This is a genomic window from Mesotoga sp. BH458_6_3_2_1, assembly GCF_003664995.1.
Taxonomy (GTDB): Bacteria; Thermotogota; Thermotogae; order Petrotogales; family Kosmotogaceae; genus Mesotoga.
The window spans coordinates 363,799-378,749 of the sequence record NZ_JFHL01000002.1; the positions used below are offsets into that span (position 1 = coordinate 363,799).

Genomic DNA, 14,951 nt, shown 5'->3' on the forward strand with positions numbered 1-14,951 from the left:
CCCCCTATTCTCGGCCGGGATCTCAGTCAACTACTACAGCCATCGTCGCAACGATATCGTTTTCTTTTAGATCCACTATCCTGACTCCCTTGGTCACTCTTCCAGTGGGTCTAACCTGGGAAATGGGGATTCTTATTGACATCCCTGACTTGGTAGCAAGTATCACTCCATCATCGCCATTAACCACAAGAGTTCCAATAACTTGACCAATCTTCTCCAGCCCATAAATATTCTTCACTCCCAAGCCGCCCCGGTTCTGACATCTGTATTCTGAAATGCGGGTTCTCTTGCCGCCGCCTTTCTGAGTCGCAGTGAGAAGAAATCTCTCATCTTCGGCCGCTACGATGTTAGCTCCGACGACTTCATCGTTCTTCTTCAGCCTGATTCCCATCACGCCCGCGGCGCTCCTGCCCATCGAACGTACCTGTTCGAGAGAGAATCTAATCACCATACCATTTTTCGTAGAGATAATAATTGTGTCATTCTCTTTTGTTGTAAGCGACGCATCAATAACTCTGTCGCTTTCGTTCAAGCTGATAGCCTTGATTCCGGACACACGGACATTAAGGAAGGCCTCAAACTCAGTCTTCTTTATCTTGCCGGAACGGGTTGTAATGACGAGATGCTTTCCTTTAACCTCTTCCCTTCTTGTTGAAAGAACGGCCTGAACGTTTTCGTCGGGGTCGATCTTTATGTAATTTGCAAGGAGCTTTCCCTTTGAGTCCCTTGAAGAGTGATCAATTATGTGATTGCTCAGCACGTATGCTTTGCCCTTCGAAGTTATGATAACAGTTTTGCTAAGCCTCGTAGTCGTCAGTATATTGACGACAAAATCCTCTTCACCTGTTCGTACTCCAATGACACCCTTACCGCCTCTGCCTTGCTTCCTGTAACTTTCGAGAGGAGTTGACTTTATGTAGCCCTTCTTCGTTACCATGAGAACGATTTCTTCATCGGGGATCACATCTTCTATGTTGAAATCCGTTCCGTTTCCTAGATCAATTTTGGTTCGCCTTGCATCACCATACTTTTCTTTTATCTCACCGAGTTCTTTCTGAATAATCTCGTAAACCTTCTCATCACTCGCGAGAATCAATCTGTATTCGTTGATTTTAGCGACTAAATCTCTGTATTCATTGAGAAGCTTCTCAATTTCCATTCCTGTCAGTTTTCCCATTCTCATGTCAAGAATTGCGGAACTTTGCTCCTGGGTTACTTCAAGAGTCTCCATTAGGTTTTTTGAAGCTTCCTCAGCATTTGCCGAATTGCGAATAATGTCAACAACTGTATCGATGGATCTTGTAGCCTTAGTCAAACCCTCAACAATGTGCGCTCTTCTTGATGCCTGCTCAAGGTCGTATTCAGTCTTGGCTCTAATTACATTGAACCGGTGAGAAAGAAAGCCCTGAAGAATTTGCTTGAGATTCAGTACTCTTGGGCGCTTCTTCTCGTCGATAACCAGCATGTTCACGCTGAATGTCGTCTGCAGTTGGGTGTGCTTGAACAGGAGATTAAGAACAACATTCGGGTCGGCTCCTCGTTTCAACTCTATTACTACTCTGAGTCCCTTTTGATCGGATTCATCCCTAATATTCCTTATCTGGAGATCGCGATGGTTCTGAGTGGCATTAACGATTTGTTGTATGAGATCTGCTTTCGATGTATTGTAAGGTATCTCATGAACAACAATTTGAGAACTTCCCGCCGACTCCTCAATCTCTGCAATTGCCCTGACAGTCATGCGGCCCTTTCCTTCCTGATAAATCGATGGAATCGATCCTGCATCCATTATCATGCCGCCAGTCGGAAAATCAGGTCCTTTAACGTATTTTAGAAGGTCGGAAACCGTACATTCAGGGTCACTAATTAGCAGATTTACGGCTTCTACAATCTCGATTAGATTGTGCGGAGGAATGCTAGTCATCATTCCGACAGCGATTCCAGAAGTACCATTGAGAAGTAGATTGGGAATCTTAGTTGGAAGCACATCTGGTTCAGAAAGAGACCCATCAAAGTTGGGCAGCATTGGGACTGTGTTCTTATCGATATCCTGAAGAAGTTCTTCAGACAAGGATTGCATCCTTGCTTCGGTGTATCGCATTGCAGCTGGTGGATCTCTGTCGATTGACCCAAAGTTGCCCTGTCCCTCAACAAGGGGATAACGCATCGAGAAAGATTGAGCCATTCTGACAAGGGCATCGTATATAGCGGCGTCACCGTGTGGATGGAACTTTCCCATGACCTCTCCAACGATACGCGCGCTCTTCTTGAAGCCTTGGTTATGGCGAAGACCAAGTTCCGACATTCCGAAGAGTATTCTTCTTTGCACGGGCTTCAAACCGTCACGCAAGTCAGGAATAGCTCTACCTACAATTACGCTCATTGAATAGAGCATATATGAATTAATCAGTTCATCGTCGATGTTCTTATGAATTATCTCTTCAGGCAAAGACGTTATCCTCCTCTAATCGTTAAGAAACTTTTGCGCCGGGAAGCAGATCCTTATGTACAGTCAGTAACGAAAGCGAGTCTCCAATCTTTGCAGCTAGAATCATCCCGTTCGACTCTATTCCCATTAACTTTGCAGGCTGCAGATTTGCAACGACAACTATTTTCATACCAATTAGCTCATCTGCACTGTAGAACTGAGCAATACCAGCAACTACCTGTCGCCTTCCGAATTCTCCCAAATCAAGCTGCAATCTCATGAGCTTTCTTGACTTAGGAACAATCTCTGCTTCAATAACACTAGCCACTCTTAGCTCAACCTTTGAGAAATCGTCTATGCTTATCAAAAGATTATCCTTAGCTTCTGCCAGCATGTCTTCGTTCTCCACTTCTGTCACCTTCCTGTGTTTTTCAGTATCGATTCTTGGAAAGATCGGCTCGCCGTGACGGACTTCATTACATGCAGGCAAGGCTGCCCAATTGAGATCTTTGAAAGTCATTTTCTCATCAAGGGCCAGTCTCTTCCTGATCTCGCCAGCCGTTTTGAACATCACGGGCTCTATCATTAGCGAAACGTTTTTCAGGACACGAACCAGATTGTGCAAAACAGAGTTCAGCCGTTCTTTACTCTCAAGATTCTTTCCCAGCTTCCATGGTTCAGTCAAGTCGATATATTTGTTGCCAAATCGAATGAGTTCCCAAATTCCTTCAAGAGCCTGAGTAAACTTCAGCTGATCCATTGACTCCCGATAAGTTGAGAATGTGCGTTCAGCAAGCTCTCTAAGAGTATCATCTACTGGATCTTCGATGCCCATTTCAGGTACAAGACCCTTGTTGAACTTCTGAATCATAACAATTGTCCGATGTAGAAGATTTCCCAGATCGTTTGCAAGATCGGCATTGATCCTTCCTATTAGATTGTCCTCAGAAAAGTCGCCATCTCTACCGAACTGGATATCCCGCAACAGGTAATATCTCAAAGAGTCGTTTCCATAAATATTTACAAAAGCCATTGGACTGATAGCATTACCAAGCGATTTGGAAATCTTCTGACCGTTTACCGTCAACCATCCGTGCGCATAAATCTGTTTTGGCAGAGGTATCCCCGCAGAGATAAGCATTGCGGGCCAAATAATAGAGTGGAAACGATTGATCTCTTTTCCAATGAGATGTACATCTGCAGGCCAAAATCGCTCGAAAGTCTCGTTGTCATTAGGAAAACCGATGGCACTGAGGTAATTAATGAGGGCGTCTACCCAAACATAGATTACGTGTTCTGGATCATCGGGCATCGGTACTCCCCAATTGAAAGACGTTCTCGTTATACTTAAATCCTTCAGTCCGGATTCAAGAATTCTCAGCATTTCATTCTTTCTAAAATCCGGTTGGACAAACTCTGGGTTCTCTTTGTAGAGTTTGAGAAGAGGATCATTGTACTTCGAAAGTCTAAAAAAGTAGTTCTCTTCACTCACCCATTTCACTTCGCGGCCGCATTCTGGGCAAGTCTTCCCTTCCTTCAGATCTTCCTCATTCCAGAAAGTTTCATCTGGTATGCAGTACCACCCTTCGTATCTTCCCTTATATATATCACCGTTTTCCTTTAGTCGTGAAACGAATTCCTGCACGGTTCTCATGTGATTCTCATCAGTAGTTCTCACGAACCCATCGTTCGTCAATTCAAGCTCTTTCCATAGCTTTCTGAATTTCTCGGCCATTATATCGCAATATTCTTGAGCGTTGATATTTCTCGTTAGAGCTTCATTTAAGACCTTTTGACCGTGCTCATCGGTGCCAGTGAGGAAGAATACTTCATAGCCGGAGAGTCTCCTGTATCTGGCGATCACATCTGCAACTATTGTGGAATAGGCAGAGCCAATGTGAGGCTCGCTATTTATGTAGTATATTGGCGTGGTAACATAGAACTTCTTCACAGGACACCTCCAGAAGTATTATATCATTTACCTAGCTAAATGTATACCAGGAGAAATCACTCAAAGCGTTTCGAAGAGCGAGATTAAGCTTTGTATCTGATCAACGGTTTTTTCCGGAAGATTGGGCGTCTTCCCAATCAGATCCCTATTTAGACTGACCACTCTTTCGAAAACATCTTTCAGGTTTTGCTCGAAGCTACTTAATTCTTCTCCAGAGAGATTTGATCTGCCCCACTGTACTGCGAATTGCAGTGTTTCGTCTGGAGTTGCCGGTCCCATGTTCTCACAGGCCCATACATGTTTTTCTGCAACAGAAAGGATCTTCAATTTCCTTTCTTCAACTGTGTCAAGAATAGAGGGGATCGAATTCAAATACTCGATATAAATGTCTTCCCAATCTGGATATCTGTTCCAGGTGCCGGGAAGGAGATGAATTCCCAGATCAAACCAGTACGTAGCTCTATTGCTACTTTCGTATACCAGATCAATAATAATCTGCCGAAACTCTTCGCTCCCTCCGAAGGCCGCATTGATAACGCTCTCTCTTGAATTCACGAAGTTGTAGTATTTTTTGAGTTCGCTATTTATGCTAGTGTAGAGTCGTCCAAGAATCCTCGGGGTCTGGCGCTCACTGAATAATATTGTTGAGGACTCATAGTAGTCGGCAGCGTCGAGTATCATCTGAATCTGTGTTATAAAGTAGAGCTGTAAGCCCGATACAAACTCAGCATTGTCGAAGACCGAAGCATGCTTTTCGAAGAACTCACCGAATGGAAGAGTTCTGATGTTAGTTCTGTGAACAGGAATTATTTCGGGATCTCCCTTGAACTCAAGTATTATGTCAGAGGTATAATCATCCTTTCCAGTTAGAATGGCCTTCATGAGCTCCGGGTTGTCTCTTGCTGTCTCAAGTCGTTGTGTCTTTGTTCCCAGGCCGGCAATATACCAAAGAGGTTTACCAAATACGGGATACAGTCTATTTGAGAGTTTGAAATCCGCAATAGCCTGCTCATAGTATTCAGCCGATTTTGAAATGTAGAAGTTGTACTGGTTGATACGGTTGTCTATTTCATCAGTCAATCTTCTAATCTCGTTCTGACGCTCTTTCTCGGCTTGCTCAAGAAGATCTATTTGATTTGCGCCCGGATACTTTGACCGGATTTCAGTGCCCTTAACATCCATATAACTAGAAACGTCCGCCAGATATGAGTAATTGCCAGTGAAATTTGCAATTTCACTCTTGGCTTTTTGGAGAGCACTGAGATTAAGATTTTGTGCCTGATTGAAGTAAGCAAGATAATACTGTTGATTGGTCTGCCCGGTCCTGAAGAATCCTTCACCAAGAAAGGCCGTTGTCTTGAGGAAGATCAAGCCACCGGACAGAGTAAATAGTATTACTGCAGTCAGAGTCCTCGATGCAATTTTCTTCTTGAGATCTGGATTGAAGTACTTTCCTACAGCAACAGATCCCAGGAAAATTGCGAGCATGAGATTCGGCTGCATATGAAGAGGAAACTCAAAAAAACTGTGAACTGCCAGGGAAAATATCCCCGCTCCCAGGGAACCATAAATCAACAGATCCCTCTTGTTGTCGATTTTGAACAAATTCTTGAGGTACCTGAATACCAGCAGACCCACCATCAATACAATGAAGAGGAGACCGAAAATTCCCATCTCTCCCAAACCCTGAACGTAATCATTATGAGTCCTCTTGAAGTTATTCCAGACAAGCATGTAGTCGGGGTTATGTTCCAGCACCTGAGGGCTGTACAGCAAATGGTAGAGCTGGAACGTACCGATTCCAGAGCCAAAGGGAATTCTCAACTTGTTGCTATCGTCTAGCCACTGGAAGATTGAGTTGTACCAGGCCGAAAATCTCTCATTCCACGATCCCGATGAAGTCAGTGCATATTCCAACCTGGCCGTTATATTGATTTTCCCATCTCCAGACAGAGGAGAAGGTGTCAAGTACATGTACGATAAAACTCCAATGATTATCAAAGCTATTAGAAGGAAGATCAGAGAAAGCCTTTTGAATTTCCTGCTTTCAGAATCTTCAAGCGCTTCGGGTTTCTTTCCCCTCTTCAGGAAGAAATAGAGGAGTAGGAAGAGAAGGTTTCCGAAGAATATTGCTGTTATGACAGTTCTAGTCTGAGAAACAAATACAGAACCGACCATCGGAACTAGAAAAATGACCATGACGCTCTTGAGAATCAACTGTCCAACAGGTTTCTTGAAGAGCAAGCCAAGTGGTTTTCTAGAAATTATGAAATAGAATATCATGGGGATGGTCATCCCCATATAATCGGATACGAAGTTTGGATTTCCAATTGTCGATCTTGCGGAGGCTCTTGCAAATGGTTCTCCGACTTTTCCTAGAAAGATATCGAACCCCAGATAGAAGTTGAGCAGTGCATCTATGGCAACTGCGGCTGCTCCTATAACAAAGAACAGCATTACAACCTCAATTTTCTCAACCGTGTCCCATTTGTTCGAAATGTAAAGGGCTGTGAAAGAGAGAAAGACAATGTAGAGAGCGATCTCTAGAGAATACCTGAAATATTGGGGATTATCAATTGAAACAACAATAAGCGAGAGCAAAGCAGCGATTCCGACCCCGAAAAACGCTAGATGAACGAATCCGAATTCGATGGGAATTTCTTTCTTTTTCAGCACCATAGAAAGAAAGATAATTGCGAATCCTACAACGTAGAAAAGATGCTTCCCTGTTGAGGGTTCATGCGTAAATCCCTTGGTCACAAATAAAGGGATGAATAGGGTCAAAATCAAATAAACAACGGTTTCGAAATCTATCAGGTGTTTCTTCTCTGTCATCTAGACCACCTCATTAAGCCACTTCATCCGCTCTCAAATGGTACGGCTGATCGCGTTAGCTTCTCTCAACAAAATCATTCGAGACTATCCGTATTATTGATACCTTTGATTACTTCTCTTTGCGCTTTCTTCTTTTCTGTTTCTTTCCTTCTTCATTGTAATAGTAATAGTAGTGGTAGTAATAGCTTGAGTTCTTCTCATCAACTCCATTGACTATTACCCCAAGAATCTTGACCCCAACTGTCTTCAAGTTCTCAACGACTATCCTCAAACCATCCTTTATTGCTCTTCCGGGTCTTACCACAAGTACAATTCCGTCGAGCTTGTTCCCAACCAAAGATACGTCGGAAGTGACAACGGCAGGTGGCATATCTATCAAAACCCTGTCATATCTCTGCTTCAATTCAGAAAGGAAAGTGTCGATCTTTTTCGACGAAAGGACTATTGTGGGATTCGGGGGAATGCTGCCCACTCCTATGAAATCCATGTTTTCAGCGTAGTTCTCGACAACTTCATCAATTGATGCAGTTCCCATTATTACATCTACCGCGCCCTTGCTTCTCTTGCCTGCCTTAAGTATCTTTTCGATCCTGGGGCGACGCAGATCAAGGTCCAGGAGAACTACTCTTTGACCGCTGTTTGCCATTGAATAGGCAATATTCGCAATTACAAAACTCTTTCCTTCAGTAGGTAGAACCGATGTAACTGCCACAGTTTTTCCCTCGCCCATCGTGAAGGAGAGGTTGCTTGCTGCAAGTTTTATCGACTCTGAAGAAGGTGCCGTTGGGTTTTTCTCGACATACATCTCTTCTCTTGTGCCTTCAATGTTTGGAATTCGACCGATAATGGGTTGCCTACTGAATCTTTCGATTTCTTCTTCGGTTTTGAGAGTCTTGTCGAGATACTCGGCAAGAAAAACCATTAGCATTCCAAGAAAAATCCCTAAAACTCCTCCAATGGCCAGAGATAGCTTTTTGTTAGGTTTCACGGGCGACTGAGGCACGGTCGCGGGATCGACAATAGCTGCGTTTCCAACTACGGCAGCTTCACTGATCTTCGCCTCTTCAAGTCTCTCAAGAAGCAGAGTGTACAGGCTCTCTTTCACTGCTATTTGCCTCTCCAGATCGAGCAGCTGTTGCTCTTTCGCGGGTAGATTTCTCAGTTCAGACTGATATTGATCCCTCAGGAGAGCTACCGCCTGAATCGAAGCTTGAAGGATTTGAAATCCGGCTTCTGAACTGATGACGCCTGTTATTATCTGCTGGTATGCGGGATTCAGCGTCATACCCTGCCCAGAGACTATGAACTCATTCTGAATTTGCTCTGCAATCAGGCTTTCAGTCTTCGAAATCTCCGTGATTTTCGATCTAACTCTTGGGTCGGTTTTTGGATACTGTTCTTCCAAGGAAGCAAGTTCAACTTGAAGAGTAGCGAGGTTCTGCCTCAGACTGGTCAGCACAGGATTGACAGAAAAACTCTCAGATGTCTGCACCCAAAGTGCCTTTATGCTTTTCGAATCATCACTATCGAAGTCATCGAGCATACTCTGATAAGTTTCGATTTCGGCCTTTTTCTCCTCAGCAGATATCATAAGCTCATTGTACTGATTGTCATAGCCGCTAAGCATCTGAAAGAGCTGGTCGGCATGCTTGTCCAGGACATAGATACCTGTCTCCTCTTTAAACTGTTTAATTTTATCTGTAGCCTCATTCAGATCGCTCTCTAGAAGTGGAATCTGTGCTTCAATGAATTCTCGTTTCCTTGTCAGGTCTCTTTTTGAGAGTTCTGCCAATTTAGTGTTGTAAACATCGGCCAGGGTATTTGCGATGTCCCTTGCAAGAATGGGTTCTTTGTTCTGTACGGAGACTCTGACAATCCTGGTATCTTTAACAGGTGATACGGTTATCATCGACGAAATGCTTCGCGTGAGAGAGGTTATAAGATCGCGGTCCGAATATCCTTCAGATAGCAGCCGGGCCTTCGCTTCTTCTGAATAAACCCTGTCAACCAAACCCAAAACTTCAATTATCTCTTCAATATTAGTTCTGCTTTTGATCAGTTCAACTTCTGTCGAGATGTTTGATCCTGAACTTCCTGTAAGTGAACTACTGAATAGATCACCTACTGAAGATTGAGAAGTAGGATCAACCTTGATGGTGACGCTGGCTTCATATATGGGTGTAGCGAAAATTAGGTAAATTCCTGTGACAACAACCACGGCCAGTACAATTGAAACGAAAAGAATCATTCGTTTCTTAAACATTCTAAAAATGTCTTCAAGAGTTAGTTCCCTATAATCGCTACCCTCGAACTCGCTCACGAAAGCACCTCCATCTATAGATAATAGTCATTCAGAAAAAGTTCGTATCGATCATCGCCGAAATCTATGAGCAGTCTTCCGTCGTTTATTCTGTGCTTGTCGCTTCCGGTGACGTCGGCAGTTCTCTCTTCAATAAGAGCTTTGGCTTTTGGATCTCTATCAAGACTGTTCCAGTTTACCTGAAATAGAACTCCCATGTCCCTAAGCCGCGAGATATCCCCTGTAAGCTTCGTTTTTCCAAAGAGGAATCCACTTTTCTTGAAGAAGTAATCATACCTTTCCACGTGAGCGAGCAAAACCCTGAAACCTTTTGCTTGAAGCTTCTCTATCACTTCGAAAAGGTAATGAGGTTTTTGCTGAGTTGGAAGCTCAACCAAAATAATATCGGACTCACCCATAGAAATCAGGTTGCGTTCAAGAACCTCGGGCCTTAGAAATATCTCAGAGCCAAGCAATACCTCGACTGAATGACCGTTCAATTCAGACTCAAATTCATTCCACCTTTTCATGATCTCCGATGTGCTTGTTGGACTCCTTGGAGACAAGAAATGTGGTGTCAAGTATAATCTCTCGACTCCTTTTACTTTCATCTCTTCCAGGAGCGTAATTGACTCCTGAATACTTTCAACACCGTCATCTACTGCCGGAAGCAGATGACAATGAGAATCAATGTTCAATACAGTTCAACCTCACTTGAAAATGCCGACAGCAGAATTCACTATGCTGAGGGATGAAGCAACAATCGACATTATATCTTTTATATTGACGATCGACGATTGAGGAACGAATATGATGTTGCCTGGCAAAAGTGGAACACTGCCCTTTGCAGGCTTCCCCTTCTGCTGATCGAGGTCAAGAACAAGCGGTTGCTCTTCAAGATTCTGGAATAGCAGCGCATTACCGAGTACGGCATAACTGGTCGGACCGCCGGCCTCGATTACCGCTTCAATTGCAGTCATGCCTTCATAGAATCTTACTACTCCAGGTCTCTGTACTTCACCGAAAACGTACACTCTGGCCGGTTCAGAATAAGGTACGTAGATAGTTGATCCAGGAGAAACGACCTTTCTAGTAAGTGAGATGAAGTCCTCTGGTGTAGTGGATATCTCTTCGGTTTTTCCTTCCGAAGAAATGAATATTCGTCCTCTCGTTTCAAAGTTGGATAGACCGCCAGCAAGGCTTAGAAGTTCGGCAAGTGATAGATCTCCATATTCCGAGACCGAAAACACTCCCGGCGACTTCACGTCACCAATTACTGTGACGAAAGACTCATAGTTCTTCAGTGCAACTATAGTATCCTCATCTGCCAGGTGGCTTCTGGCCAACTCCTCAGTTTTGCGCGCATCGATTAGCTGGACTCTTCCGTCACTTCCTACAAGGCTTAACGTAGTCACTGATTGATCAAGTCCTCCCGCTACTGCAATTACCGTCGCTATAGAAGGCCTGGCACCATCGATTTCGTACTTTCCGGGCCTTGCGATTTCTCCGAGGATCGTAACAGAAATGGATGATTTGCTTGATACATAGACAAACGAGTTGTCTGAAAGCGAATCTCCACGCTTCTGCAGGACAGATGTAGTGAATTCGTTATAGAACTTCCCATCCTGAACTGCTATCTTGTCAACGATGTTCTCATCTATGAGGCCTCCGGCCCTCGCCAGTGTGTCAGATAGAGAATGACTCTCATCGGGATTGAAAGTGTACAGGCCGGGGCTGTTAACTGCACCTAGAACAGTAATTCGAATTACCTGCTTTGGCACTAAAACTGTGCTGCCAGCCTCAATAGAGGCATCCTTTCCTTCGTTCTTGATCTGAGAAAGACTCATTGGGAGGATCTCTCCAGATGGCAGCAAAATCCTTATTTGATCAGCAGCAGAGGCCTTTTCTCCCCCGGCTCTTGCCAGTATCCTCAGAATCGTTATTTCCTCTTCCAATGCAAATTCGTATTTGCCCGGTGAGTTAACCTCACCGCTGACATATATGAACCGATCATCTCCAGCTACGTAAACAGTTTGACCACCGGCCAACGGCACATCGTTTCCTTCGACAAGATCAAGCCAAAAAATCTCCCTGTCATGATCACTAATTTTGATGTTGGTTGCAGCTCTCTCAGTTAGTCCACCGGCCTTTGAAATCGCCAGTAGCACTGTTGGAGATTCATTTTTAGCAAATTCGACCATACCCGGGTTCTTAACCTCTCCAATTACACTTACTCTAACTGGTTCATATATCGGGACATAAACGAAAGAACCATCCTCCAGGCTCAAATCCAGTGCCTTTCCAAGGAGTATTGGGTCAACGCTCGCTGTGGTTGTTCTTCCAAAGGGATCAGTAATTTGAATCTTGTTGCCTAGAGCCAGTGGGGTCATTCCTCCCGCGCGAGCAAGGAGAGTTGTCAGAGTGATTTTGTCTCCAGGTTCAAACTGCACCAACCCTGGATTATTTACGGCACCGACCACAAAGACCTGGCGTACTACATCTGGATAGACAACTATCGATCCTGGCGACAGGATCATATCGTTGTCTTTGAGATCCGAAATTTGCCGTTCCCTCTTTGATCCATCCGGAAGGATTACAGTGACCCTACCACTTGAATCAAAGTCGAGCTGATTCTGTTTTGCGAGAGCTGTTCTCAATGTAATCTCTTCGTTACTTGCAAAATCGACTCTTCCGCCTTTCTCTCTAGAGATTACATAGACAAATCTACCGTAAGTCTCAGGAACATATATTAACGAGCCGCTCGCTATCTGCGGGTCTTGAATTGAGCCTCTAAGTATTTCCTGAAGATCAAGCCTTCTTCTCCCACTCACATCGACAATTTCGATCTCCGCAGTTAGAGGGTCAGTCAAACCGCCCGATATGGCAATGAGTTTAGTTAACGTTGGGTTTGACTCTTCGCGACTTATCAGCTTCATTCCCGGTTCTCTCACTCCGCCTAGAATGTAGACATATTTCGAAGCCATTTCAGGAACAAAGACGGTGGCGCCGTCTGGGATGCTGGGAATAGGATCACGCGAAAGATCTTCTACTGAATAAGTGACTGTTGAAGCAGACTTAGAGTCAATTACTGCAATATTGTATCTGTCGGCCAGATCGGTAATGCCGCCTGCGGCGGCAATTACTGTCGAAAGATTGAAAGGAATGACCGGCTTCAGGGTGACCGTACCGGGACTTCGCACCTGGCCAAGCACATTTGCCACATTGCTTGCCTGAGGATAGAAGATCACACTTCCGGTTTCCAGCTTCCAATCGGATTGTCCAAGAGAACTTACCGGAATCTCAAACTTGTCACCTTCTGGCGAAATTACCAGAATTTCTTTTTCTGATGAAATCTCCACAAGATTCAGTTTTGCAAGAGCATTTCTCAAAGTGATACTCTCTCCTGCTGAAAAATCAACCTTACCACCACTCTCTTCCGAGATTACATAAACAAACCTATTATCAATTCTGGGAACGTAGATCAAGTCATCATATTTGATTGAAGGGTCTTTGGAAGCACCTCTTAGAACTTCATCAAGATCAATTTCGGTAGCATCAGAACCTGAGAGAATCTGTATAGAAGAAATATCGGCATTCTGCGTGAAGCCTCCACTTGTACTGATCGCGCGGGTTAACAAGAGGTCATCTTTGTCAAGCTCAACTTTCCCAGGTCTTCCCACCTCTCCGAACACATATATCCAGGTACTGGTATCGGGGACTATTACAATCGAACCCGTTTCAAGGCCATAGTCGTCAAAAGATAGTCTGGAAATTGATAAAAGTTGACTCCCGCCTGATGCGTCAATGATTGAAATTTCCTTGTCTGAACTGAGATTAAGTAGATTAATTTTCGCCAGCAAGTTCCTAAGAGTGAAGGACTCCTTCTCGCTAAAATCGACTCTTCCGCCCTCTGTTGAAGAGATAACGTACACGTATCGTTGTTCCTTTTCCTTGACGTTAACTATTGACTGAGGACTTAGAATCAGAGGGCTTTTCGTCGATTCCTCAACAGAGAACAATCTAGTCCCTGACTCGGTTACTAACTCGACCATACCTGCGCTCTGAGTGACTCCTCCGGACTTGGCAATTGCCTTTCCAAGAGTAATCTCTTCGAAGTTAGCAAATGGTATTGAACCGGGATTCATGACCTCGCCAGTTACGAACACGTTCTTCTCTCCGCGAGGTAATATTATCATCGATCCAGGCTCCAGTTCAGCGTCTTCTTTCTGTGAGAACTCTAATCGCTCTCCTGAAGGCTCTACCACAACTATCGAATCTTGATTTGTGGGATCGTAAAGATCAACCTTCACCAGCGCGCTCAGAAGAGAGAGTTTTTCGTCTGTACTGAACTCAACTTTTCCTCCAAATGATGCAGAGGCGATGTACACAAATCGTTCCTGTTGACGAGGAACGAATATCGTATCGCCAGGATTCAGGGAAATGTCTTCGACTGAGCCACTAAAGAGAGAACTAACTTCTACTGATTCAGGTACTGTAAGGCCAATCCTTAAAATATACAGTTCATCAGAAGCTGTCTGTCTTAGCCCGCCAACCTTTCCAATCGCCTGCAATAGAGTTAGTTTCTCATGATAGGGAATTGATGCTGGATTGTTGAACTCGCCCAGAAGTTTTACGGATTTTGAGGAGGAATCATTTGCAATGACGATACTTCCTGCAGGCAACTGGATGTCTTTGTCTCTTCCGGAGAGAATAGCGTTCAGGTTTATTGTGGTAGTGTTGCCTTCAATATCATCACTGATTAATAGGATCTCTTCATTGTCGGCTCCTTCTGTCAATCCTCCTGACTTAGCAATCACCTGGGTTAGAGTAATTCCGGGATTGAACTTCACAAGAGTAGGAGATCTAAACTCACCCATCGTCATTATCCACGCCCGCGCACCGGCAGGTACGAATAGAGTTGAACCCTCAAGTAGTCTTTCTGTAAGAGCCGCTCCCCCATAGAGAATCGAAGACAGGTCAATTTGCTTTCTAGACCCATCCTTTCCCACAACAAATGAAGAAGAAAGATCCGCACCATCTCTTAGGCCACCGGCAAGTGCCAGGAGTTGAGAAATCCCAATTGTAGTATCATGCCATTCTATGGCTCCAGGTTTGCTTACTTCACCAAGAACATAGAACATGAAAGGAGCAAACGATTTTACTGATACTGTTACTTGCGGTTTTGATGTCAATATGCCCTGGCTGAGAAACTGGGATGACAACAACGACTGGATTTCTTCAAGAGTTTTTCCAAGTAACATTACATTCCCAAGCGGACGCACAGAAGCAGTACCGTCTGGCCCCACGAGGGCTTCGCTGGAAAGATCAGCGGAACCATAGACAGAAACTGTCAAGAGGTCGCCCGGTCTAACCGAGTATCCAAACAGAAAGACCGTAAGCAATAACAGGACCGAAAGTGAGATAATTCTCACACGCAT

At 44.3% G+C, this 14,951-nt stretch carries 6 protein-coding genes; all 6 read right to left on the reverse strand.

Features of this window, described 5'->3' with window-relative positions:
• Positions 1–22 precede the first annotated feature (22 nt).
• Entirely contained in the window at positions 23–2,449 is a 2,427-nt protein-coding gene (gene gyrA, locus Y697_RS02055; RefSeq protein ID WP_121550042.1) for a DNA gyrase subunit A, read from the reverse strand.
• Between the two features lie 22 nt (positions 2,450–2,471).
• Complete coding sequence (gene metG, locus Y697_RS02060; protein WP_121550043.1) at positions 2,472–4,379, reverse strand: methionine--tRNA ligase; 1,908 nt, start codon at positions 4,377–4,379, stop codon at positions 2,472–2,474.
• 60 nt (positions 4,380–4,439) lie between these two features.
• Positions 4,440–7,214 carry an O-antigen ligase gene (locus Y697_RS02065; protein ID WP_121550044.1) on the reverse strand — a complete coding sequence of 925 codons (2,775 nt, stop codon included), beginning with the start codon at positions 7,212–7,214 and terminating at the stop codon, positions 4,440–4,442.
• A 109-nt stretch (positions 7,215–7,323) separates the two neighbouring features.
• Positions 7,324–9,534, reverse strand: a complete 2,211-nt coding sequence (locus tag Y697_RS02070; RefSeq protein WP_121550045.1) for a polysaccharide biosynthesis tyrosine autokinase — start codon at positions 9,532–9,534, stop codon at positions 7,324–7,326.
• Between the two features lie 14 nt (positions 9,535–9,548).
• The gene (locus Y697_RS02075) at positions 9,549–10,211 is read right to left on the reverse strand and encodes a CpsB/CapC family capsule biosynthesis tyrosine phosphatase (protein WP_121550046.1); all 663 of its coding nucleotides are present in this window, start codon (positions 10,209–10,211) and stop codon (positions 9,549–9,551) included.
• A 12-nt stretch (positions 10,212–10,223) separates the two neighbouring features.
• Complete coding sequence (locus Y697_RS02080) at positions 10,224–14,951, reverse strand: SLBB domain-containing protein (RefSeq protein ID WP_121550047.1); 4,728 nt, start codon at positions 14,949–14,951, stop codon at positions 10,224–10,226.

Excerpts from the sequence above, each read along its gene's own strand:
- Y697_RS02080 (WP_121550047.1), bottom strand. The coding sequence starts at position 14,951 with ATGCGTGTGAGAATTATCTCACTTTCGGTCCTGTTATTGCTTACGGTC.
- Y697_RS02065 (WP_121550044.1), bottom strand. The coding sequence starts at position 7,214 with ATGACAGAGAAGAAACACCTGATAGATTTCGAAACCGTTGTTTATTTG.